The sequence below is a fragment of the Micromonospora sp. NPDC049359 genome, from assembly GCF_044466585.1.
Classification (GTDB): domain Bacteria; phylum Actinomycetota; class Actinomycetes; order Mycobacteriales; family Micromonosporaceae; genus Micromonospora.
Genome location: NZ_JBITMW010000008.1, coordinates 337,941 through 361,391, shown reverse-complemented (window position 1 = coordinate 361,391; position 23,451 = coordinate 337,941). Strand labels below are relative to the sequence as shown.

Sequence of the window (23,451 nt, the reverse complement as noted above, 5' to 3'; positions counted from 1 at the left end):
GGCCCCCCCACGGGGTGCACCACCGGCCGGGGGGGGGGGGCGGGGGCGCCCCCCCCCCCCCCCCCCCCGGGGGGCCCCCCCCGGGGGGGGCGGCCGCCCCGGCGCGTTCCGGGTGTGGCAAGCTCGTCCGCATGCGGCTGGAGAACGTCTGGTTGCGGTACCACCGGCGGGGTCCGTGGGTGCTGCGGAGCGTGGACGCGCAGATCGGCCCGGGTGAGGTGGCGGTCGTCCTGGGCCGCAACGGGGTGGGCAAGTCCACCCTGCTCCAGGTGGCCGCCGGGGTGTTGCGGCCGGGCCGGGGTCGGGTCGTCGACCGGCCGGCCCGGGTGGGCTGGGTGCCCGAGCGCTTCCCGGCCGATCAGCCCTTCACCGTGTCCCGCTATCTGACCGGCATGGCCCGCGCGGCCGGGCTGGGACGCTCGGCCGCCGACGAGGCGGTGACGACCTGGACGCGGCGGCTCGGGCTGGACGCGTTCCGCTCGGTGCGCCTCGCGGAGCTGTCCAAGGGCACCGCGCAGAAGGTCGGCCTCGCCCAGGCCATGCTGCGGGCGCCGGGCCTGCTGGTGCTCGACGAGCCGTGGGAGGGCCTGGACGCCGCGACCCGCGAGCTGGTTCCCGAGCTGATCGACGAGGTGCTGGCCGACGGTGGCACGGTCCTGGTCAGCGACCACCGGGGGGAGACGGTCCGGTTGCCGGCCGCGCGCCGTTGGTCGGTGGCCGCGGGCGTGCTGACCGAGGAGACCGCGCCCGCCGACGAGGAGGCCATCGCGGTGGTCGAGGTCGCGGTGCCGGCCGCGCGGGTCGCCGGCACCGTCGCCCGCCTGCGCGCCGAGGGCCATCAGATCCTTCGAGTACGCGCCGACGCCTCCACCACCCCACCCCCGGCGCATCCGCCCACCCCGTCGGCCACGTCGGCGCGGCTCGGGGCGGCCGACGCGATGGTCGAGCCCGACACGGGGGAGGGCCGATGAACGCGCTGGTGCGGATGCGGCTGGCGGGTTTCCTGCGTACCGGACGGGCGTTGGCGCCCCTGCTCGCCGGCCTCGTCGTCCTCGGCACGCTCTACGGCGGCGGCCGGTCCCAGCCGGCGGAGGCGTACGGCGTCTCGGCCGTGGTGCTCTTCCCGGTGCTCGCGTGGCAGACCAAGATCCTGCTGGACATCGAGCCGGACGTGCAGCGTCGGCTGGCCCAGGTGACCGTCGGGGTGGCCCGGGAGCGTCTCGCCGGACTCCTGGCGGCCGGCGCGGCGGCACTGGTCGCGGTGGCCGTCGCGCTGCTCTTTCCGTGGCTGGTGGGTGGGGTCACCGGCCCGGTCGAGCCGGGTGACCGGTCGGTGCCGGTCGGCATCGCGCTGGGGCTGTGGGCGCACCTGCTGGCCGTACCCGCCGCGGTTGCCCTCGGCGCGCTGGCCAGCCGGGCGTCGGTGGGCGGTGCCGCGTACGGCGTCGCGGTGCTGGCCCTCGGCGGTGTCGGCGCGGTGGCGCTCGGCCTGCGTGGTTCGGTCGCGCCCTGGCTGGTACCGCCGATCATGGCTACCGCCCGGACGACGGCGGGTGACGCCGCCGCGCTGACCCTGCTCGGGCTCACGGCCTGGGCCCTGGCGTGGAGCGTGGCGGTCACCGCCGGCTACCTGTGGCGGCGGCGGGCCCAGGGCTGAGTGGCCCGGCGGCGTGACCCGGCTCACCGGGGGCGATTTGGCGCTGGTCCCGCGGGCGCGTACTCTTCAAACGTCATCCGTGTTGTCATGGATGAGGAACCACCCAGAGACCGCTGGTCACCGTGCTTCGGCACGGTCGAAGGCCCCGCGACGACGGGCGACCCGCGTAGGGCGGCAAGCGTAATTCGGCAGTGAGCATGGTCCGCCGACCGTGACTTCCCGCCGGCCCTCGCCCCGTGCGCCCTGCGCCGGGGCTTTTCGTTGTCGTGCTGCCTTCGTCCCCGCTCCGGCTTCGGCCGTGCCCGGGGACCAGCCTCGAGCAACGAGAGAGGAGGGACATGGCGGACAAGCCGATCCGAGCCGACAAGGCCACGGCCGTCGCTGAGCTGACCGAGAGCTTCCGCAGCGCGGGCGCTACCGTGCTGACCGAGTACCGCGGTCTGACGGTTTCCCAGCTCACCCAGCTGCGGCGATCGCTCGGTGCCGAGACCAGCTACACGGTCGCGAAGAACACGCTGGCGAAGCGTGCCGCGACGGACGCGGGCATCACCGGCCTCGACGAGCTGTTCACCGGTCCTACCGCGCTGACTTTCGTTTCGGGCGACGTCGTCGAGGCGGCGAAGGGGCTTCGCGACTTCGCGAAGGCCAACCCGAAGCTCGTCATCAAGGGCGGTGTCTTCGAGGGCAAGGCCATTTCCGCGGCCGAGGTCACGAAGCTCGCCGACCTGGAGTCCCGTGAGGTGCTGCTGGCCAAGCTGGCCGGCGCGATGAAGGGCAACCTGAGCAAGGCCGCGGCCCTGTTCCAGGCTCCGCTCTCCAAGGCCGCCCGCGCGGCGGCCGCCCTGGCGGACAAGAAGCGCGAGCAGGAGGGCGCCGAGGCGGCCTGAGGCCGCGCGGCGCACCCACGTTCTTTAACAACCTTTAGAAAGGACGCCAGACATGGCGAAGCTCAGCACCGACGAGCTGCTCGACGCGTTCAAGGAGATGACGCTGATCGAGCTCTCTGAGTTCGTGAAGCAGTTCGAGGACACCTTCGAGGTCACCGCCGCCGCTCCGGTCGCGGTTGCCGCCGCCGGTGGCGCTCCGGCCGCCGCCGAGGCCGAGCCGGAGAAGGACGAGTTCGACGTCGTCCTCGAGGCTGACGGTGGCAAGAAGATCCAGGTCATCAAGGTCGTGCGTGAGCTGACCGGCCTGGGCCTCAAGGAGGCCAAGGACGCGGTCGAGTCCGCGCCGAAGGCCATCCTGGAGAAGGTCAACAAGGAGACCGCCGAGAAGGCGAAGGCCAAGCTCGAGGGTGAGGGCGCCAAGGTCACCCTCAAGTGACCTGAGCTCCAACCTGCGCGTACCCGGCTCGGTGAGCTGGGACACGGTCGCGTCGCGGGGGGGGGGGGGGGGGGGCGCCCCGGCCCCCCCCCCGCGGGGGGGGGGGGGGGGGGCCCCGGGGGGGGGGGGGGGGGGGGTTCCCCCCCCCCGCACCCCCCCCCGCCGTGTTTCGTGGACCGGGCGACAACCGTGCTGAGCTGGGCGCCGATGGTCGGCGCGGGATCATCCGCACGAACGACCGGATCCTCCTCAGGTGGGAAAGAACCGACGACCCGGATACCGGCCCTTGACGCGGCCCCGGCCTGACAGGCACCCTGACACCAGCAAGACACCGCGCTTGCGACGGCCACGATGTGGGTAATGACAGCGACGGCACCATCGGTCGCGGTCACCCGAGCGGCCCAGTGGGGAGTTGCGTTCTGAGCGGCCCGGCAGACCCCGGTGAACGGGGGCCGAGGAGCGTTCCGCAAACGACCTGCGGGGTGGGCTGGACAGCGGTTAGCCTCTCGGCTACACTGCTAGTTTGCGCTGCCTTCCGACTTGACCCCTGCTCGGAAATGTCCGTTTACGGATAATTCTGGTGGGGTCATTGGAGTGCACGCGTACCAGCCGTTCTGCAGCACCGGTCCTCGGAAGGACGCATCTTGGCAGCTTCCCGCCCTGCGAAGACCAGTCGTACGTCGAGCGCATTCGCTCCCCGCCGAGTTTCATTCGGCAGGATCACCGAACACCTCGAGGTCCCCAACCTCCTTGCCATCCAGAACGAGTCCTTCGACTGGCTCGTCGGCAACGAGGCTTGGCAGGGCCGGTCGGCGGACGACCCGCACGCACGCTCGGGTCTCGCGGAGATCCTTGAAGAGATCAGTCCCATTGAGGACTTCTCCGGCACCATGTCGCTCTCCTTCTCGGCGCCGCGCTTCGACGAGGTCAAGGCCTCGATCGAGGAGTGCAAGGAGAAGGACCTGACCTACTGCGCTCCGCTCTTCGTGACCGCGGAGTTCACCAACAACACCACTGGCGAGATCAAGAGCCAGACGGTGTTCATGGGTGACTTCCCGATGATGACGCCCAAGGGCACCTTCGTCATCAACGGCACCGAGCGCGTCGTGGTCAGCCAGCTCGTCCGGTCTCCGGGCGTGTACTTCGACAAGCAGCCGGACAAGACCTCCGACCGCGACCTCTCCAGCGTCAAGGTCATCCCGAGTCGGGGTGCCTGGCTGGAGTTCGACATCGACAAGCGCGACACGGTCGGCGTACGTATCGACCGCAAGCGCCGGCAGGCCGTCACGGTCCTGCTCAAGGCCATCGGATGGTCGGCCGAGCGGATCCGTGAGAAGTTCGGCTGGTCCGAGCTGATGATGACCACGCTCGAGAAGGACCACATCGCCGGCGCCGACGAGGCCCTGCTAGACATCTACCGCAAGCTGCGCCCTGGCGAGCCGCCGACGCGCGAGAACGCCCAGACCCTGCTCGACAACCTCTTCTTCAACCCGAAGAGGTACGACGTGGCCAAGGTCGGGCGCTACAAGTTCAACAAGAAGCTCGAAGTCGACGTGCCGATCACCACCGGCACGCTGACCGAGGACGACATCGTCGCCACCGTGGAGTACCTCTGCCGGCTGCACGCCGGTGAGGACGGCTACGAGGCCGACGACATCGACCACTTCGGCAACCGGCGCCTCCGTACCGTGGGCGAGCTGATCCAGAACCAGGTTCGGGTCGGCCTCTCCCGGATGGAGCGGGTCGTCCGCGAGCGGATGACCACGCAGGACGTCGAGGCGATCACGCCGCAGACCCTGATCAACATCCGCCCGGTGGTGGCGGCGATCAAGGAGTTCTTCGGTACGTCGCAGCTGTCCCAGTTCATGGACCAGACCAACCCGCTGGCGGGCCTGACCCACCGGCGTCGGCTGAGCGCGCTCGGCCCGGGTGGTCTGTCCCGGGAGCGGGCCGGCTTCGAGGTCCGCGACGTGCACCCGTCCCACTACGGCCGGATGTGCCCGATCGAGACGCCGGAAGGCCCGAACATCGGCCTGATCGGCGCGCTGTCCACCTTCGCCCGGGTCAACCCGTTCGGCTTCATCGAGACGCCGTACCGGAAGGTCGTCGAGGGTCGGGTCACCGACCAGATCGACTACCTGACCGCGGACGAGGAGGACCGGTTCGTCAAGGCCCAGGCCAACGCGCGCCTGAAGGCTGACGGCACGTTCGCCGAGGACCGGGTGCTCTGCCGTCGTAAGGGCGGCGAGACCGAGGACGTCGTCCCCGGTGCCGTCGACTACATGGACGTCTCGCCCCGGCAGATGACCTCGGTCGCGACCGCCATGATCCCGTTCCTCGAGCACGACGACGCCAACCGGGCACTGATGGGCGCGAACATGCAGCGCCAGGCGGTGCCGCTGGTCAAGGCCGAGGCGCCGCTCGTGGGTACGGGCATGGAGTACCGGGCCGCGGTCGACGCTGGCGACGTGGTGGTCGCCGAGGTCGGCGGTGTGATCGAGGATCTCTGCGCCGACTACGTCACCATCCACCAGGATGACGGCCACCGCCGGACGTACCTGCTGCACAAGTTCCGCCGCTCCAACGCCGGCTCCTGCGTCAACCAGAAGCCGGTCGTCTTCGAGGGCGACCGCGTCGAGGCCGGTCAGGTCATCGCCGACGGTCCCTGCACCGACGAGGGCGAGATGGCACTCGGACGCAACCTGCTGGTGGCGTTCATGTGCTGGGAGGGCCACAACTACGAGGACGCGATCATCCTGTCGCAGCGCCTCGTGCAGCAGGACGTGCTCACCTCGATCCACATCGAGGAGCACGAGGTCGACGCCCGGGACACCAAGCTCGGTCCGGAGGAGATCACCCGCGACATCCCGAACGTCAGCGAGGAAATGCTCGCCGACCTCGACGAGCGCGGCATCATCCGGATCGGCGCCGAGGTCGTTCCCGGCGACATCCTGGTCGGCAAGGTCACGCCCAAGGGTGAGACCGAGCTGACCCCGGAGGAGCGACTGCTCCGCGCGATCTTCGGTGAGAAGGCGCGTGAGGTTCGGGACACCTCGCTGAAGGTGCCGCACGGCGAGACCGGCACGGTCATCGGTGTGCGCACGTTCTCCCGCGAGGACGGCGACGAGTTGCCGCCGGGCGTCAACGAGCTGGTCCGGGTCTACGTCGCCCAGAAGCGCAAGATCCAGGACGGCGACAAGCTCGCCGGCCGGCACGGCAACAAGGGCGTCATCTCCAAGATCCTCCCGGTCGAGGACATGCCGTTCCTCGAGGACGGCACCCCGGTCGACATCGTGCTCAACCCGCTCGGTGTGCCGAGCCGGATGAACATCGGCCAGGTTCTGGAGACCCACCTCGGGTGGGTGGCCAAGACCGGTTGGAAGGTCGAGGGTGACGACGCCGAGTGGAAGCGCCAGCTCCGCTCGATCGACGCGCACGAGTCCGAGGGTGACACCAACGTGGCCACCCCGGTCTTCGACGGTGCCCGCGAGGAGGAGATCTCCGGTCTGCTCGAGTCGACCCTGCCCAACCGGGACGGCAAGCAGCTGATCGGGCGCACCGGTAAGGCGCAGCTGTTCGACGGTCGTTCCGGTGAGCCTCTGCCGGACCCGATCGCGGTCGGCTACGTCTACATCCTGAAGCTCAACCACCTGGTCGACGACAAGATCCACGCTCGGTCGACCGGTCCGTACTCGATGATCACTCAGCAGCCGCTGGGTGGTAAGGCGCAGTTCGGTGGTCAGCGCTTCGGTGAGATGGAGTGCTGGGCGATGCAGGCGTACGGCGCCGCGTACGCCCTGCAGGAGCTGCTCACGATCAAGTCCGACGACGTGCTCGGCCGGGTGAAGGTCTACGAGGCCATCGTCAAGGGCGAGAACATCCCGGAGCCGGGCATCCCGGAGTCGTTCAAGGTGCTGCTCAAGGAGCTGCAGTCGCTGTGCCTCAACGTCGAGGTGCTGTCCAGCGACGGTGTGGCCCTGGAGATGCGCGAGACCGACGACGAGGTGTTCCGGGCCGCGGAGGAGCTGGGCATCGACCTGTCCCGGCGCGAGCCGAGCTCGGTCGAAGAGGTGTAAGTGGTGCGGGTCGGGGGCCTTCGGGCTCCCGACCCCCGCCCGTGATCTAGCTGTAAAGACGACGACATAGGGGACATAGTGCTCGACGTCAACTTCTTCGACGAGCTGCGCATTGGTCTCGCCACCGCCGACGACATCCGTCAGTGGTCGCACGGCGAGGTCAAGAAGCCTGAGACCATCAACTACCGCACCCTGAAGCCGGAGAAGGACGGGCTCTTCTGCGAGAAGATCTTCGGTCCGCAGCGGGACTGGGAGTGCTACTGCGGTAAGTACAAGCGCGTTCGGTTCAAGGGCATCATCTGCGAGCGCTGCGGCGTCGAGGTGACCCGCTCCAAGGTTCGTCGTGAGCGGATGGGGCACATCGAGCTCGCCGCTCCGGTGACCCACATCTGGTACTTCAAGGGCGTTCCGAGTCGGCTGGGTTACCTGCTGGACCTCGCCCCCAAGGACCTCGAAAAGATCATCTACTTCGCCTCGTACGTCGTGACGAGCGTGGACGCGGAGTCGCGTCACCGTGACCTCTCGACGATCGAGAACGAGATCCTGGCCGAGAAGCGGCAGTCCGAGAACAGCCGCGACTCGGAGATCGAGAAGCGGGCCGCCAAGCTCGAGGCCGACCTGGCCGAGCTGGAGGCCGAGGGTGCCAAGGCGGACGTCCGGCGCAAGGTCAAGGAGGGCGGAGAGCGCGAGATGCGCCAGATCCGCGACCGGGCCCAGCGCGAGATCGACCGCCTGGACGAGGTGCTGGACACCTTCCGCAAGCTGGAGCCGAAGCAGCTTGTCACCGACGAGCTGCTCTACCGCGAGCTGCGCGACCGGTTCGGTGAGTACTTCACCGGCTCGATGGGCGCGGAGGCCATCAAGGCGCTGGTCCAGAACATGGACCTCGACGCCGAGGCCGAGAGCCTGCGCGAGACCATCCGGTCCGGCAAGGGCCAGCGGAAGATCCGGGCGCTCAAGCGGCTCAAGGTCGTCGCGGCGTTCCTGAACACCCGCAACTCGCCGCTCGGCATGGTGCTGGACTGCGTCCCGGTCATCCCGCCGGACCTGCGCCCGATGGTGCAGCTCGACGGTGGTCGGTTCGCGACCTCGGACCTCAACGACCTGTACCGCCGCGTGATCAACCGGAACAACCGCCTCAAGCGGCTGATCGACCTCGGCGCGCCCGAGATCATCGTCAACAACGAGAAGCGGATGCTCCAGGAGGCCGTCGACGCGCTGTTCGACAACGGTCGTCGTGGCCGGCCGGTCACCGGTCCGGGTAACCGCCCGCTCAAGTCGCTGTCCGACATGCTCAAGGGCAAGCAGGGCCGGTTCCGCCAGAACCTGCTGGGCAAGCGCGTCGACTACTCCGGCCGTTCGGTCATCGTGGTCGGCCCGAAGCTCAAGCTGCACCAGTGCGGCCTGCCCAAGCAGATGGCCCTGGAGCTGTTCAAGCCGTTCGTCATGAAGCGGCTGGTCGACCTCAACCACGCGCAGAACATCAAGTCCGCCAAGCGGATGGTCGAGCGTCAGCGCCCGGTCGTGTGGGACGTGCTGGAAGAGGTCATCGGCGAGCACCCGGTGCTGCTCAACCGGGCGCCGACCCTGCACCGTCTGGGCATCCAGGCGTTCGAGCCGCAGCTGGTCGAGGGCAAGGCCATCCAGATCCACCCGCTGGTCTGCACCGCGTTCAACGCGGACTTCGACGGTGACCAGATGGCGGTGCACGTGCCGCTGTCCGCCGAGGCCCAGGCCGAGGCGCGGATCCTGATGCTGTCGTCGAACAACATCCTCAAGCCGGCCGACGGCAAGCCGGTCACCATGCCCACCCAGGACATGGTCATCGGCCTGTACCACCTCACCCACCTCACCGCCGGTGAGAAGGGCGAGGGCCGGGCGTTCAGCTCGGACGCCGAGGCGCGGATGGCGTTCGACAACGGCGAGCTGCACCTGCAGGCTCCGGTGAAGATCCGCCTGCGGAACGTGATCGGTGTCGACAACGGCGCCGGCGCCGAGGCGTGGACCGCTCCGGAGGGCTGGGTCGAGGGTGAGCCGCTGACCGTGGAGACCACCCTCGGTCGGGTGCTGTTCAACGAGACGCTGCCGCAGGGCTACCGCTTCGTGAACTACGAGATCCGCAAGGGTCAGCTCTCCGCGATCGTCAACGACCTCGCCGAGCGCTTCCCCAAGGTGGCTCTCGCGGCCACCCTGGACGGGCTCAAGGAGGCCGGCTTCCACTGGGCCACCTGGTCCGGCGTGACGATCGGCATGGAGGACGTCATCGCCCCGCCGCGCAAGGCGGAGATCCTGGCGAAGTACGAGAAGGAAGCCGACCGGATCGACAAGCAGTACCAGCGTGGTCTGATGACCGCCGAGGAGCGTCGCGGCGAACTCATCGAGATCTGGACCAAGGCGACCAACGAGGTCGCCAAGGAGATGGACACCGCGCTGCCGCAGGAGAACCCACTGTGGAAGATGATCAACTCGGGTGCTCGCGGTAACCTGCTCCAGCTCCGGCAGATCGCGGCGATCCGTGGTCTGGTGGCCAACCCGAAGGGCGAGATCATCCCGCGGCCGATCAAGGCCAGCTACCGGGAGGGTCTGTCCGTGCTGGAGTACTTCATCTCCACGCACGGTGCCCGTAAGGGTCTCGCCGACACCGCGCTGCGGACCGCCGACTCGGGTTACCTGACCCGTCGTCTGGTGGACGTCTCCCAGGACGTCATCATCCGCGAGGAGGACTGCGGCACCGACCGGGCGATCCCGATGCAGATCGGCGAGAAGCTCGACGGCAAGCTCGTCGTCCACACCCACGCCGAGACCAGCGTGCACGCCCGGACCCTGGCCGACGACATCAAGGGGCCGGACGGCACCGTGGTGGCCGAGCGCGGCCAGGACATCAACTCCATCGGGGTCGACAAGATCGTCGCCGCTGGTGTGGAGACGGTCCGGGTGCGCAGCGTGCTCACCTGCGAGTCGAAGCTGGGCGTCTGCGCGGCCTGCTACGGCCGTTCGCTGCCGACCGGCAAGTCGGTCGACATCGGTGAGGCCGTCGGCATCATCGCCGCCCAGTCCATCGGTGAGCCGGGTACGCAGCTGACGATGCGTACCTTCCACACCGGTGGTGTCGCGGGTGAGGACATCACCCAGGGTCTGCCGCGTGTGCAGGAAATCTTCGAGGCCCGGGTCCCGAAGGGTAAGGCGCCCATCGCCGACACCCCCGGTCGGATCCGCATCGAGGATGGCGAGCGCTCGCGGAAGATCATCGTGGTGCCGGACGACGGCAGCGAAGAGATCGTCTACGACAAGATCTCGAAGCGCGTCAAGCTCCGGACCCACGACGGCGGCCACGTCGCGGTCGGCGAGAAGCTGACCGAGGGCACCATCGACCCGCACGAGCTTCTGCGGATCATGGGTCCGCGTGCGGTCCAGGTCCACCTGACCAGTGAGGTCCAGGAGGTCTACCGCTCGCAGGGTGTGCTCATCCACGACAAGCACATCGAGATCATCATCCGCCAGATGCTCAAGCGGGTGACGGTCATCGACTCCGGCTCGACCGAGTTCCTGCCGGGCGTGCTCGTCGACCGGGCGCTGTTCGAGTCGGAGAACCGCCGACTCGTGTCGGAGGGTGGCGAGCCCGCCGCCGGCCGTCCGGTGCTGATGGGTATCACCAAGGCCTCGCTGGCCACCGACTCCTGGCTCTCCGCGGCCTCCTTCCAGGAGACCACGCGGGTGCTGACCGACGCTGCGATCAACTCGCGCAGCGACTCGCTGGTCGGCCTCAAGGAGAACGTGATCATCGGTAAGCTCATCCCGGCCGGTACGGGCATCAGCAAGTACCGCAACGTCCGGGTCGAGCCGACCGAGGAGGCCAAGGCCAAGGTCTACTCGATGACCGGTTACCCGGAGACCGACTACGGTTTCGGGCCGGCCAGTGGGCAGGCTGTGCCGCTGGACGACTTCGATTTCGGGTCGTACCGCTAAGCACCAGACAACGACGAGGCCCCCGGCATCCGCCGGGGGCCTCGTCGTTCCCGGACCGCCCTGCCAGCGGACCGGGTTGGGCATGATGGAGGCATGACGACCGCATCCGGGCAGGTGTCCGTCGCCTCTTCAGGCCTGCGCCACCCGCTCGACCCGGATCCGGCCCGCGCCACCAAGGCGCGGGCGGTCTTCGCGCTGGGTCTGCTCGGCATGCTGACCGGGCTGTTCATCGGCGGGGTGGTGCCCGCGACGGTGGCGCTCCAGCTGGCCCGGCAGGCCCGCCGGGAGGCGTACGCCTCGGGGGGTTTCCTCACCGGCAGCGTCTGGCTGCGGCGGGGGGAGCGGATGGCCTGGACCGGTCTGGCGTTGGTCGCGGTCAGCGTGGTCGTCGTCGTGGTGATCGGCGTGGTCCGGCTGGCGGGCACGCCGTTCGGCCACGACTACCCCTCGAACATGGACTGAGGCATGCGGCGACCGCGCCCGGCGCGGACGGCGCCGCCTCCGGCGGTAGCCTGGCCGGTGTCCGCCGCGCGCGCTGGCGGCCCTGTCGACAGGAGGACCTCGTGACGGAACCGGCGCGGCCCCCGGCGGACGAACCAGCCGGGCATCCTGACGTGCCGGCTCCGGACGCGGCTCCCGGCTCGCCGGCTCCCGGCGTGGCCTCCTCCGCGCCGGCTCCGGACGCGGCTCCCTCGAAACCAGCTGTCGATGCCACCTCCGGCCCGAATCCGACCGCGGCGTCTTCCCCGGGGGTCGGGTCACCTGCCTCCTCCGATTCCGGTTCCACCGCGCCGGCGTCGAGCGCGTCGTCCGCACCGGTTTCGGATTTCGGGCCGATGCCCTTCGCGCGGAGTGAGTGGGCGCAACCCGAAGCGGGCGGACAGCCGGCGCCGACGACTGGCGCCCCTGCTGCGGGTACGCCCTCGTCGGCGGGCTGGGGTCCGCCGCCCTCGCCCGCCTGGGGTCCGCCCACGGCCGAGTGGGGCGGGGTCTTCCCGCCCGGTTACCACCAGCCCCACCCTGCCGCCGGTACGCCGGTGCCGTACGGCTGGGCCCAACCGCCGTCGGGGCCCGCCGCCGCACACGGGTGGGGGCAGCCACCGCCCGGACCGGGCACGCCGGCCGGTTGGGGCCACCCATCGTCGGGACCGCCCGGCTGGGGGCAGCCCTCGTCCGGGCCGGGCCCCTGGGGGCAGCCGGCGCCGGGGCACTTCCCCGCCTGGGGTACGGCCCCCGCCCGGCCGGTGCCGCCACCCACCGATGAGCAGCGGAGGCCGCCGAAGCGGGTGGAGGCGGTGCCCGGCACCCCGTTCGGGGTGGTGCACCTGGACGTGCCGCCGGTGACCGCCGGGCTGGCGACCGGGTCGCTGGTGGCCGGCATCGCGTCGATCCTGGTCTCGCTGCTGGTGATCTGCGTCGGTGTGGCCTTCGGGGCCCGTGGGGGAGTGTGGGTCTCGGGCGCCTTCACGGTGCTGGGGGTGCTGGCGGGGTTGGCAGCGGTCGTCACCGGCCTGCTGGGCCAGCGACAGATCCGCCGGGCGGCGGCGCCGTCGGCGGTGCGGTTCACCGGTCGGGGGCTCGCGGTGGCCGGCGTCAGCTGCGGCGCGGCGGGCGCCCTGCTGAGCCTGTTGGGTCTGGGGCTGGGGTTGCTGATCAGTCTGACGTGACAGGGGCGCGGGGACGGGTCCGTGGATCAGGTGGTGCCTGGGGGCCTGCCCGGGGGCGACGGGTGCTTCGGCGGGGAAGCCGGTACACTTGTGTTTGTAGGTGCCCATCGCGGGTGCCGAGGCGGGACGCGATCCGGCCGGCGAGGGGTGAGACGTTCGCCGACCCATTCCGTTTTGACCTGGGCGGCTGTGGTAGGTACTCTTTCCCCTTGTGCCCGGGCGTGCCCGGGCAACTCGTGCGTGCGCTGGTTCCGGAGTCCGGACGGCGGCACGACAAGCCAAAGATCCGGAGCGGGGCGATCCGCGTGCCGGTGACAGAAAACCCGGTACGTCCGCGACAGCGTCCGCACCGGGACCGTGAGCTGGGCGACACGCCCGACCGCGGGTGCCGGGGCCTCCGCAAGGTGACCCTGGTCGGAATGTAGGAGAGCCGGTCATCAGGCTGGCTAACGAGCAGACGGCGCGGCCGCAGACAGCGGCCGAAGGGAGCGGAGAAACCCGGTGCCCACCATTCAGCAGCTGGTCCGAAAGGGCCGTCAGGCCAAGACGACCAAGACCAAGACCCCTGCGCTCAAGGGGTCTCCCCAGCGGCGCGGCGTGTGCACCCGCGTGTACACCACCACCCCGAAGAAGCCGAACTCGGCGCTGCGCAAGGTCGCTCGTGTCAAGCTCAGCAGCCAGATCGAGGTAACCGCGTACATCCCGGGTGTCGGCCACAACCTGCAGGAGCACTCGATCGTGCTCGTGCGTGGCGGTCGTGTGAAGGACCTCCCCGGCGTGCGTTACAAGATCGTCCGCGGCTCGCTGGACACCCAGGGTGTCCGCAACCGCAAGCAGGCGCGCAGCCGTTACGGCGCGAAGAAGGAGAAGAGCTGACATGCCGCGTAAGGGACCCGCTCCGCGGCGGCCGCTGGTCGCTGACCCGGTGTACAACTCGCCGCTGGTCACCCAGCTGGTGAACAAGATCCTGCTGCGCGGCAAGCGCCAGCTCGCCGAGTCGATCGTGTACGCGGCCCTCGAGGGCTGCCGCGAGAAGTCCGGCACCGACCCGGTCGTCACCCTCAAGCGGGCGATGGACAACGTCAAGCCGACCCTCGAGGTGCGCAGCCGTCGTGTCGGTGGCGCCACCTACCAGGTGCCGGTCGAGGTCCGCCCCACCCGGGCGACCACGCTGGGCCTGCGCTGGCTGGTGACCTACTCCCGCGCCCGGCGCGAGAAGACCATGGTCGAGCGGCTGATGAACGAGCTGCTGGACGCGAGCAACGGCCTCGGCGCCGCCGTCAAGCGGCGCGAGGACACGCACAAGATGGCCGAGTCCAACAAGGCCTTCGCGCACTACCGCTGGTAACACCTGAGGTTCCGGCGCCCACCCGGCGCCGGAACCGCCACCAGTTGAGTCGAGACGACGATAAGTAGGGATTGAAGTGGCCGCCGCAGACGCGCTCGCCAACGTACGCAACATCGGCATCATGGCGCACATCGATGCCGGTAAGACCACGACCACCGAGCGAATCCTGTTCTACACCGGCATCACGTACAAGATCGGTGAGGTCCACGAGGGCGCCGCCGTCATGGACTGGATGGAGCAGGAGCAGGAGCGTGGTATCACCATCACCTCCGCTGCCACCAAGTGTGAGTGGAAGGGCCACACGATCCAGATCATCGACACGCCTGGCCACGTCGACTTCACGGTCGAGGTCGAGCGGTCGCTGCGGGTCCTGGATGGTGCGGTCGCGGTCTACGACGGTGTCGCCGGCGTCGAGCCGCAGACGGAGAACGTCTGGCGGCAGGCCGACAAGTACAACGTCCCGCGGATGTGCTTCGTCAACAAGCTCGACCGGACCGGTGCCGACTTCTTCCGCTGCGTGCAGATGATGATCGACCGGCTCAACGCCACCCCGCTGGTGCTCCAGATCCCGATCGGGCTCGAGGGCGACCACATCGGTGTCGTCGACCTGGTCGGCATGCGCGCCCTCACCTGGCGCGGGGAGACCCAGAAGGGTGAGGACTACGCGATCGAGGAGATCCCGGCCGAGCTGGCCGACTCCGCGGCCGAGTGGCGCGAGAAGCTGATGGAGACCCTCGCCGACGTCGACGACTCGGTGATGGAGAAGTACCTGGAAGGCGAGGAGGTCTCCATCGAGGAGATCAAGGCCGCCATCCGGCGTGCCACCATCGCCGGCAAGGCCAACCCGGTGCTGTGCGGCTCGGCGTTCAAGAACAAGGGCGTCCAGCCCATGCTCGACGCCGTGGTCGACTTCCTGCCGTCGCCGCTGGACGTTCCGGCGATCGAGGGTACGGCCACCGACGGTGAGACCCCGCTGCTGCGCAAGCCGTCCAACTCGGAGCCCTTCTCCGGTCTGGCCTTCAAGATCCAGACGGACAAGCACCTGGGCAAGCTCACCTACGTGCGCGTCTACTCCGGCACGCTCGACTCCGGCTCCCAGGTGGTCAACTCCACCAAGGACCGCAAGGAGCGGATCGGCAAGATCTACCAGATGCACGCCAACAAGCGTGAAGAGCGTCCGTCGGCGCAGGCCGGCGACATCATCGCCGTGCAGGGTCTCAAGCAGACCACCACCGGCGACACGCTCTCCGACCCGGCGAACCCGGTCATCCTGGAGTCGATGACCTTCCCGGAGCCGGTCATCTCGGTGGCGATCGAGCCGAAGACCAAGTCTGACCAGGAGAAGCTGGGTACGGCCATCCAGCGCCTGGCCGAGGAGGACCCGACCTTCCGCGTCCAGCTGGACGAGGAGACCGGTCAGACGGTCATCTCCGGCATGGGCGAGCTGCACCTGGACATCCTGGTCGACCGGATGCGCCGCGAGTTCAACGTCGAGGCCAACGTCGGCAAGCCGCAGGTGGCGTACCGCGAGACCATCCGCCGCAAGGTGGAGAAGGTCGAGTACACCCACAAGAAGCAGACCGGTGGCTCCGGCCAGTACGCCCGCGTCATCGTGAGCGTCGAGCCGCTGCCGCTGGACAACGACTCGCCGACCTACGAGTTCGCCAACGCCGTCAGCGGCGGTCGCATCCCGCGGGAGTTCATCCCGTCGGTCGACGCCGGTGCGCAGGACGCCATGCAGTACGGCATCCTCGCGGGCTTCCCGCTCGTCGGTGTGAAGCTGACGCTGCTGGACGGTCAGTACCACGAGGTCGACTCGTCGGAAATGGCATTCAAGATCGCCGGCTCGATGGTGATGAAGGACGCGGCCCGCAAGGCCGATCCCGCGTTGCTTGAGCCGATGATGGCCGTTGAGGTCACCACTCCTGAGGAGAACATGGGTGACGTCATCGGTGACCTCAACTCCCGCCGCGGCATCATCCAGGCGATGGAGGAGCGCAGCGGCGCCCGCATCGTGAGGGCTCTGGTGCCGTTGTCGGAGATGTTCGGCTACGTCGGCGACCTGCGGTCGAAGACCCAGGGCCGGGCTAGCTACAGCATGCAGTTCGACTCCTACGCGGAGGTTCCGCAGAGCGTCGCGAAGGAGATCATCGCGAAGGCAACGGGCGAGTAACTGCCCCGAGCAGGTGATTCGTGGTCGGTCGCGGGTGACTCAACCCGCCCGCGGCCACCACGATCGGATCGCGTGAGACCGGGCCTGTAGGCTTCATCGCCGCAGAACCCACAAAGGCTCTCCGGCCGTCAGGCCGGAAAGGCTGTCGACAGAGTCCTAAGCGCCGACCGGCGCGCCGGGCGTACGAACCAAGAAGTCCACAGGAGGACACCAGTGGCGAAGGCTAAGTTCGAGCGGACTAAGCCGCACGTCAACATCGGCACCATTGGTCACATCGACCACGGTAAGACGACGCTGACGGCGGCCATCACCAAGGTCCTGCACGACCAGTACCCGGACCTGAACCCGTACACGCCGTTCGACGAGATCGACAAGGCGCCGGAGGAGAAGGCCCGCGGCATCACGATCTCGATCGCGCACGTCGAGTACCAGACCGAGTCGCGGCACTACGCGCACGTGGACTGCCCCGGCCACGCGGACTACATCAAGAACATGATCACCGGTGCCGCGCAGATGGACGGCGCGATCCTGGTGGTCGCGGCGACCGACGGCCCGATGCCGCAGACCCGTGAGCACGTGCTGCTCGCGCGTCAGGTTGGCGTGCCGTACATCGTCGTGGCGCTCAACAAGAGCGACATGGTCGACGACGAGGAGCTCCTGGAGCTCGTCGAGCTCGAGGTCCGTGAGCTGCTCTCCTCGCAGGAGTACCCGGGTGACGACCTGCCGGTCGTGCGGGTTTCGGCGCTGAAGGCCCTCGAGGGTGACCCCGAGTGGACCGGCAAGCTCCTGGACCTGATGACCGCGGTCGACACCGCGATCCCGCAGCCGGAGCGCGAGACCGAGAAGCCGTTCCTCATGCCCATCGAGGACGTCTTCACGATCACCGGTCGTGGCACCGTCGTCACCGGTCGCGCCGAGCGCGGCATCCTCAAGCCGAACGAGGAGGTGGAGATCGTCGGTATCCGCGAGAAGTCGCAGAAGACGGTCTGCACCGGTATCGAGATGTTCCGCAAGCTGCTCGACGAGGCCCGCGCGGGCGAGAACGTCGGTCTGCTGCTGCGTGGCATCAAGCGCGAGGACGTCGAGCGCGGCATGGTGGTCGTCAAGCCGGGCACCACGACCCCGCACACGGAGTTCGAGGCGACGGTCTACATCCTCTCCAAGGAGGAGGGCGGCCGGCACACCCCGTTCTTCCAGAACTACCGCCCGCAGTTCTACTTCCGGACCACGGACGTCACCGGTGTCGTCACCCTCCCCGAGGGCACCGAGATGGTCATGCCGGGTGACAACACCACCATGTCGGTGAAGCTGATCCAGCCCATCGCCATGGAGGAGAACCTCAAGTTCGCGATCCGCGAGGGTGGCCGCACCGTCGGCGCCGGGTTCGTCACCAAGATCCAGAAGTGACCTGGGTAACCCCGATTAGACCCGCCGCCGGTCGTGCGGCATACTAGTCAGGTTGCGTAACGACAGTTCGTCGCCTGTGTTCGGCTTTCGCTGAACCTCCGGGTGGCGAGGCAGTCGAGCGTAGGGTGGTTGGCGGCCCAGTCGCCAACCACCCTCGCACGGCGTTCAGGTCGCGGTAGTGCGATCGGCGCCTTGACCCACCGCGCGGTCAGCACCACTCCGGAACCCCGGGGCGGAGCCTGGCCCGAGGGCGCGACACGCCCGACCGCGGGGGTCGGCGAAGTGGGCCTGTGCCAGCCGGTACAGGCGCCCGCAACACAGCGGCATCGAGAGAAGGAACAGAAGCCACCATGGCGGGACAGAAGATCCGCATCCGGCTCAAGGCCTATGACCACGAGGTCGTCGACTCCTCGGCTCGGAAGATCGTCGAGACGGTGACGCGTACCGGGGCGCAGGTCGCGGGCCCGGTGCCGCTGCCCACGGAGATCAACCGTTTCTGCGTTATCCGCTCGCCGCACAAGTACAAGGACTCGCGCGAGCACTTCGAGATGCGCACGCACAAGCGGCTGATCGACATCATCGACCCGACCCCGAAGACGGTCGACTCGCTCATGCGCCTCGACCTGCCGGCTGGCGTCGACATCGAGATCAAGCTGTAGGGACCGGACAAATGGACAGGCAAGTCAAGGGGATCCTGGGCGCCAAGCTCGGCATGACCCAGGTCTGGGACAACAACAAGGTTGTTCCCGTGACCGTGGTCGAGGCCGGCCCGTGCGTCATCAGCCAGGTTCGTAGCGCCGAGAAGGACGGTTACTCCGCGGTCCAGCTGGCGTACGGCACGATCGACCCGCGCAAGGTGAAGAAGCCGGTCAGCGGGCACTACGCGAAGGCGGACGTGGCGCCGCGCCGGCACATCGTCGAGCTGCGCACCACGGACGCGTCGGAGTACTCGCTCGGCCAGGAGGTCACGGTCGAGGAGTTCCCGGCGGGCGTCACGATCGACGTCACCGGCAAGACCAAGGGCAAGGGCTACGCCGGCCCGATGAAGCGGCACGGCTTCCACGGTCTGCGCGCCAGCCACGGTGTCGAGCGCAAGCACCGCTCGCCCGGCTCCATCGGCGCCTGCGCCACCCCGGGTCGTGTCTTCAAGGGCACCCGGATGGCCGGCCGCATGGGTGGCGTGCGCTACACCGTGCAGAACCTCACCGTCCAGGCGGTCGACACCGAGAACAACCTGCTGCTCGTCCGGGGTGCCATTCCTGGTCCCAAGGGCGCGCTCGTTCTGGTCCGTACCGCGGCCAAGAGCAAGGTGAAGAAGGGCGGTGCGGCCAAGTGACCACCGTTGACGTGCGCACCGTCGAAGGCACCACCAGCGGCTCGGTCGAGCTGCCGGCGGACATCTTCGACGTGCAGGCCAACGTCGCGCTGATGCACCAGGTCGTGGTGGCCCAGCTCGCGGCGGCCCGACAGGGCACGCACAAGGCCAAGACCCGCGGCGAGGTCGCCGGTGGCGGCAAGAAGCCGTACAAGCAGAAGGGCACCGGTCGCGCCCGGCAGGGCTCGATCCGCGCGCCGCAGTTCGCCGGCGGTGGCGTGGTGCACGGTCCCGTGCCGCGCGACTACAGCCAGCGGACCCCGAAGAAGATGAAGGCCGCCGCACTGCGGGGTGCCCTCTCCGACCGGGCCCGCGCCGGGCAGGTGCACGTCGTCGAGGCGTTCGTCTCGGGCGAGAAGCCGTCGACCAAGGCCGCTCTGGCCACGCTTGCCAAGCTCACCGAGGCCCGTCGGGTCCTGGTCGTGCTGAGCAGCACCGACGAGCTGAACTGGGTGTCGCTGCGCAACGAGCCGCGGGTGCACCTGATCGAGTCCGGCCAGCTGAACACGTACGACGTGCTGGTGGCCGACGACGTGGTCTTCACCAAGGACGCCCTGGACGAGTTCCTGGGCGTGCCCGCCGAGACCACCGAGGAGGGTGGCAAGTGAGCACGATCGCCGACCCGCGCGACATCATCGTGGCGCCGGTCGTCTCGGAGAAGAGCTACAGCGAGCTGAACCGGAACTGGTACACCTTCCTGGTGCACCCGGACGCGAACAAGACCGAGATCAAGATCGCTATCCAGCAGATCTTCGACGTCCGCGTCCTGACGGTCAACACGCTCAACCGCCAGGGTAAGCGCAAGCGCACCAAGACCGGCTTCGGTCAGCGCAAGGCGACCAAGCGGGCGATCGTGAAGCTGGCTGACGGTGACCGTATCGAGGCCTTCGGCGGCCCGGTCAGCTGAGGGGTGTAGACAATGGCTATCCGTAAGTACAAGCCGACGACGCCGGGCCGTCGTGGCTCCAGCGTCGCCGACTTCGCCGAGATCACCCGGTCTACGCCGGAGAAGTCGCTGCTGGCTCCGTTGCCGAAGAAGGGCGGGCGTAACGCCCACGGCCGGATCACCACGCGGCACCACGGTGGCGGTCACAAGCGCCAGTACCGTCTGATCGACTTCAAGCGGGTCGACAAGGACGGCGTGCCGGCGAAGGTCGCCCACATCGAGTACGACCCGAACCGCACCGCGCGCATCGCGCTGCTGCACTACGCCGACGGCGAGAAGCGGTACATCATCGCGCCGAAGGACATGAAGCAGGGCGACCGCGTCGAGTCCGGTCCGGGCGCCGACATCAAGCCGGGTAACAACCTGCCGCTGCGCAACATCCCGGTCGGTACCACGATCCACAACGTGGAGCTGCGTCCGGGCGGCGGGGCCAAGCTCGCCCGCTCCGCCGGCGTCGGCATCCAGCTGCTCGGCCGCGAGGGCGTGTACGCGACCCTGCGTATGCCGTCCGGCGAGATCCGGCGGGTGGACGTGCGTTGCCGCGCCAGCATCGGCGAGATCGGCAACGCCGACCAGTCGAACATCAACTGGGGTAAGGCCGGCCGGATGCGGTGGAAGGGCAAGCGCCCGACCGTCCGTGGTGTCGCCATGAACCCGGTCGACCACCCGCACGGTGGTGGTGAGGGTAAGACCTCCGGTGGTCGCCACCCGGTCAACCCGCAGGGTAAGCCCGAGGGCCGCACCCGCCGTAAGGGCCAGGCGAGCGACAAGCTGATTGTCCGCCGCCGCTACGCCACGCGTAAGCGCGGCTGAGGGAGATAAGACATGCCTCGCAGCCTGAAGAAGGGCCCGTTCGTCGACGACCACCTGCTCAAGAAGGTGGAAGTTCAGAACGACAAGGGCTCCAAGAACGTGATCAAGACCTGGTCGCGGCGCTCGACGATCATCCCCGAGATGCTCGGGCACACGATCGCCGTGCACGACGGACGCAAGCACGTCCCGGTGTTCGTGACCGAGGCGATGGTCGGGCACAAGCTCGGCGAGTTCGCGCTGACCCGCACCTTCAAGGGTCACGAGAAGGACGACCGGAAGAGCCGTCGGCGCTGACGCCGCCAGGCATACGGATAGAGGGAACAAGGGGTTACAGCGATGCCAGGAAAGGGCGACGCTCCGGTGCTTCCGGGCGCGCGGGCGGTTGCGCGGCACGTGCGCATCTCGCCGATGAAGGCGCGCCGGGTGGTCAACCTCGTCCGCGGCCTGCCCGCGAAGGAGGCGCTCACGGTGCTGCAGTTCGCGCCGCAGGCTGCGAGCGAGCAGGTGTACAAGGTGCTCGCTAGCGCGATCGCCAACGCGGAGAACAACGAGCGGCTGGACCCCGACGCGCTGCTCGTCAGCGAGGCGTTCGTGGACGAGGGCCCGACGATGAAGCGGTTCCAGCCGCGGGCGCAGGGTCGGGCGTACCGGATCCGCAAGCGCACCTGTCACATCACCGTGGCGGTCGAGGCGGTCGCGCCGGCAGCGCCGAGGAAGGCCGCGGCGAAGAAGGCCGCCCCGGCCACGCAGGCCGCACCGGCCGAAGCGCAGAGCAAGACGGAGGACGCCGAGTAATGGGTCAGAAGGTTCACCCCACTGGGTTCCGGCTCGGCATCTCGACCGACTGGAAGTCCCGTTGGTTCGCGGACAAGCTCTACAAGGACTACATCGGCGAGGATGTCAAGATCCGCCGCATGATGTCCAAGGGCCTCGAGCGTGCCGGGATCTCCAAGGTCGACATCGAGCGCACCCGCGACCGCGTCCGCGTCGACATCCACACCGCCCGGCCGGGCATCGTCATCGGCCGTAAGGGTGCGGAGGCCGACCGGATCCGCGGCGAGCTGGAGAAGCTCACCGGCAAGCAGGTCCAGCTGAACATCATCGAGGTGAAGAACCCCGAGTCGGACGCTCAGCTCGTCGCGCAGGGCGTGGCCGAGCAGCTGTCCAGCCGGGTCAGCTTCCGTCGGGCGATGCGCAAGGCCATGCAGTCGGCCATGAAGAACCCGGTCTGCAAGGGCATCCGGGTTCAGGTTTCGGGTCGCCTCGGCGGCGCCGAGATGAGCCGGACCGAGTTCTACCGTGAGGGCCGGGTTCCGCTGCACACGCTGCGGGCCAACATCGAGTACGGCTTCTTCGAGGCCCGTACCACGTTCGGCCGGATCGGCGTGAAGGTCTGGATCTACAAGGGCGACGCCGTCCCGGGCCGGGAGGCTCCGGCCGAGGCCGGTCCGTCCCGCCCGCGTCGTGGTGAGCGCGGCGACCGTCCCGAGCGTCCGCGCCGTGGCCGGTCGGGTTCGTCCGGCACCACGGCTGGTGGCACCGAGGCCGGTCGGGCTGCTGCGACCACCATCGCGCAGCAGGCCGAGACGCCGAGCGGCGAGCCGGTCGACAGCGCTGCTGTCGCCGCCACTGCTGCTCCGGCTGAAACGCAGCAGGAGGGCTGACAGATGCTGATGCCGCGCAAGCCCCCGAAGGGCTTCCGCAAGCCGCACCACCCGGACCGCCACGGCGCGTCCAAGGGTGGTAACCGGGTGGTGTTCGGCGAGTTCGGGATCCAGGCTCTCGAGCCGGCGTACGTGACCAACCGCCAGATCGAGTCGGCGCGTATCGCGATGACCCGTCACATCAAGCGTGGCGGCAAGGTCTGGATCACGATCTTCCCGGACCAGGCCCTCACCAAGAAGCCTGCCGAGACCCGGATGGGTTCCGGTAAGGGTTCGCCCGAGTGGTGGGTCGCCAACGTCAAGCCGGGACGGGTTCTCTTCGAGATGTCGTTCCCCAACGAGCAGATCGCGCGTGAGGCCATGCGTCGCGCGATCCACAAGCTCCCGATGAAGTGCCGCATTGTTACGCGCGAAGTGGGTGAATCCTGATGGCAGCGGGCGTTAAGGCGACCGAGCTGCGTGAGCTCTCCGAGGAGGAGCTGGTCACGAAGCTGCGGGAGGCCAAGGCGGAGCTGTTCAACCTCCGCGTGCAGGCCGCAACCGGGCAGCTGGACAACAACCGGCGGCTGCAGGTCATCCGTCGGGAGATCGCCCGGATCTACACGATCATGCGCGAGCGCGAGCTGGGGCTCTCGGCCGCGCCGACTGAGGTGACTGCATCATGACCGAGAACACCACCGCTGACGCCACCCGCGCGCGCCGCAAGGTCCGCGAGGGCCTGGTGGTCAGCGACAAGATGGACAAGACCGTCGTGGTCGAGGTCGAGGACCGGGTTCGGCACGCGCTGTACGGCAAGATCATGCGTCGTACGAGCAAGCTGAAGGTGCACGACGAGCAGAACGCCGCTGGCACCGGCGACCGGGTCCTGATCATGGAGACCCGGCCGCTGAGCGCCACCAAGCGTTGGCGGATCGTGGAGATCCTGGAAAAGGCCAAGTAGCGAAGGCTCGAGCTCGCCCGGCGTTGCGTCGGGCGTAGGTTCCGCCAGGCTCCGGCCGCCACGGCGGCCGGAGAACCGGCAGACATAGGAGATAGA

Annotated in this window: 23 protein-coding genes; all 23 read left to right on the top strand. The window is 68.8% G+C overall.

All coding sequences use genetic code 11. The features are described 5' to 3' along the window. The first annotated feature begins 131 nt into the window (after window positions 1–131). The 23 genes from ACIBTX_RS20700 to rpsQ all read left to right on the top strand — a co-directional run bounded on the left by ACIBTX_RS20700 (window position 132) and on the right by rpsQ (window position 23,355). The gene (locus ACIBTX_RS20700; protein ID WP_396832844.1) at window positions 132–971 is read left to right on the top strand and encodes an ATP-binding cassette domain-containing protein; all 840 of its coding nucleotides are present in this window, start codon (window positions 132–134) and stop codon (window positions 969–971) included. Beyond that, window positions 968–1,657 carry a hypothetical protein gene (locus ACIBTX_RS20695; RefSeq protein WP_355050770.1) on the top strand — a complete coding sequence of 230 codons (690 nt, stop codon included), beginning with the start codon at window positions 968–970 and terminating at the stop codon, window positions 1,655–1,657. The genes ACIBTX_RS20700 and ACIBTX_RS20695 overlap by 4 nt, the downstream gene beginning before the upstream one ends. Before the next feature lie 338 nt (window positions 1,658–1,995). Continuing rightward, window positions 1,996–2,544, top strand: coding sequence for a 50S ribosomal protein L10 (rplJ, locus tag ACIBTX_RS20690; protein ID WP_355050769.1), 549 nt, complete (start codon window positions 1,996–1,998; stop codon window positions 2,542–2,544). A 52-nt stretch (window positions 2,545–2,596) separates the two neighbouring features. After that, entirely contained in the window at window positions 2,597–2,980 is a 384-nt protein-coding gene (rplL, locus tag ACIBTX_RS20685; protein ID WP_007465324.1) for a 50S ribosomal protein L7/L12, read from the top strand. A 644-nt stretch (window positions 2,981–3,624) separates the two neighbouring features. Continuing rightward, complete coding sequence (locus ACIBTX_RS20680) at window positions 3,625–7,056, top strand: DNA-directed RNA polymerase subunit beta (RefSeq protein WP_357126527.1); 3,432 nt, start codon at window positions 3,625–3,627, stop codon at window positions 7,054–7,056. Window positions 7,057–7,134: 78 nt separating this feature from the next. Then, complete coding sequence (locus ACIBTX_RS20675) at window positions 7,135–11,022, top strand: DNA-directed RNA polymerase subunit beta' (protein ID WP_357126524.1); 3,888 nt, start codon at window positions 7,135–7,137, stop codon at window positions 11,020–11,022. A gap of 93 nt (window positions 11,023–11,115) precedes the next feature. Continuing rightward, complete coding sequence (locus ACIBTX_RS20670) at window positions 11,116–11,484, top strand: hypothetical protein (protein WP_355050766.1); 369 nt, start codon at window positions 11,116–11,118, stop codon at window positions 11,482–11,484. 824 nt (window positions 11,485–12,308) lie between these two features. Next, on the top strand, window positions 12,309–12,689 hold the full coding sequence (locus tag ACIBTX_RS20665; protein WP_357126604.1) for a hypothetical protein: 381 nt from the start codon (window positions 12,309–12,311) through the stop codon (window positions 12,687–12,689). Window positions 12,690–13,190: 501 nt separating this feature from the next. After that, a complete protein-coding gene (rpsL, locus tag ACIBTX_RS20660) occupies window positions 13,191–13,565 on the top strand; it encodes a 30S ribosomal protein S12 (protein ID WP_007465318.1) in 375 nt (124 codons plus the stop codon). 1 nt (window position 13,566) lies between these two features. Beyond that, window positions 13,567–14,037: a 30S ribosomal protein S7 gene (gene rpsG, locus ACIBTX_RS20655; protein WP_007465317.1), complete on the top strand. Its 471-nt coding sequence runs from the start codon at window positions 13,567–13,569 to the stop codon at window positions 14,035–14,037. 76 nt (window positions 14,038–14,113) lie between these two features. Next, window positions 14,114–16,210, top strand: a complete 2,097-nt coding sequence (fusA, locus tag ACIBTX_RS20650) for an elongation factor G (RefSeq protein ID WP_357126520.1) — start codon at window positions 14,114–14,116, stop codon at window positions 16,208–16,210. Window positions 16,211–16,423: 213 nt separating this feature from the next. Next, the gene (gene tuf, locus ACIBTX_RS20645) at window positions 16,424–17,617 is read left to right on the top strand and encodes an elongation factor Tu (RefSeq protein WP_355050763.1); all 1,194 of its coding nucleotides are present in this window, start codon (window positions 16,424–16,426) and stop codon (window positions 17,615–17,617) included. 350 nt (window positions 17,618–17,967) lie between these two features. After that, the gene (rpsJ, locus tag ACIBTX_RS20640; protein WP_007073037.1) at window positions 17,968–18,276 is read left to right on the top strand and encodes a 30S ribosomal protein S10; all 309 of its coding nucleotides are present in this window, start codon (window positions 17,968–17,970) and stop codon (window positions 18,274–18,276) included. A gap of 11 nt (window positions 18,277–18,287) precedes the next feature. Continuing rightward, window positions 18,288–18,953 carry a 50S ribosomal protein L3 gene (rplC, locus tag ACIBTX_RS20635; RefSeq protein WP_355050762.1) on the top strand — a complete coding sequence of 222 codons (666 nt, stop codon included), beginning with the start codon at window positions 18,288–18,290 and terminating at the stop codon, window positions 18,951–18,953. Next, complete coding sequence (gene rplD / locus ACIBTX_RS20630) at window positions 18,950–19,600, top strand: 50S ribosomal protein L4 (protein WP_357126515.1); 651 nt, start codon at window positions 18,950–18,952, stop codon at window positions 19,598–19,600. Before rplC ends, rplD begins: the two co-directional genes overlap by 4 nt. Then, complete coding sequence (gene rplW, locus ACIBTX_RS20625) at window positions 19,597–19,899, top strand: 50S ribosomal protein L23 (protein ID WP_088998352.1); 303 nt, start codon at window positions 19,597–19,599, stop codon at window positions 19,897–19,899. The genes rplD and rplW overlap by 4 nt, the downstream gene beginning before the upstream one ends. A 12-nt stretch (window positions 19,900–19,911) precedes the next feature. Further along, window positions 19,912–20,751 carry a 50S ribosomal protein L2 gene (gene rplB / locus ACIBTX_RS20620; protein ID WP_355050760.1) on the top strand — a complete coding sequence of 280 codons (840 nt, stop codon included), beginning with the start codon at window positions 19,912–19,914 and terminating at the stop codon, window positions 20,749–20,751. A gap of 12 nt (window positions 20,752–20,763) precedes the next feature. Beyond that, a complete protein-coding gene (gene rpsS, locus ACIBTX_RS20615; protein ID WP_007465299.1) occupies window positions 20,764–21,045 on the top strand; it encodes a 30S ribosomal protein S19 in 282 nt (93 codons plus the stop codon). A 42-nt stretch (window positions 21,046–21,087) separates the two neighbouring features. After that, window positions 21,088–21,546: a 50S ribosomal protein L22 gene (gene rplV, locus ACIBTX_RS20610; protein WP_089018943.1), complete on the top strand. Its 459-nt coding sequence runs from the start codon at window positions 21,088–21,090 to the stop codon at window positions 21,544–21,546. Then, entirely contained in the window at window positions 21,546–22,415 is an 870-nt protein-coding gene (rpsC, locus tag ACIBTX_RS20605; RefSeq protein WP_091402401.1) for a 30S ribosomal protein S3, read from the top strand. The genes rplV and rpsC overlap by 1 nt, the downstream gene beginning before the upstream one ends. Before the next feature lie 3 nt (window positions 22,416–22,418). Next, a complete protein-coding gene (rplP, locus tag ACIBTX_RS20600; RefSeq protein ID WP_073834927.1) occupies window positions 22,419–22,844 on the top strand; it encodes a 50S ribosomal protein L16 in 426 nt (141 codons plus the stop codon). Continuing rightward, window positions 22,844–23,080 carry a 50S ribosomal protein L29 gene (gene rpmC / locus ACIBTX_RS20595; RefSeq protein ID WP_007465283.1) on the top strand — a complete coding sequence of 79 codons (237 nt, stop codon included), beginning with the start codon at window positions 22,844–22,846 and terminating at the stop codon, window positions 23,078–23,080. The genes rplP and rpmC overlap by 1 nt, the downstream gene beginning before the upstream one ends. After that, window positions 23,077–23,355 carry a 30S ribosomal protein S17 gene (gene rpsQ / locus ACIBTX_RS20590; protein ID WP_355050759.1) on the top strand — a complete coding sequence of 93 codons (279 nt, stop codon included), beginning with the start codon at window positions 23,077–23,079 and terminating at the stop codon, window positions 23,353–23,355. The genes rpmC and rpsQ overlap by 4 nt, the downstream gene beginning before the upstream one ends. Window positions 23,356–23,451: the final 96 nt, after the last annotated feature.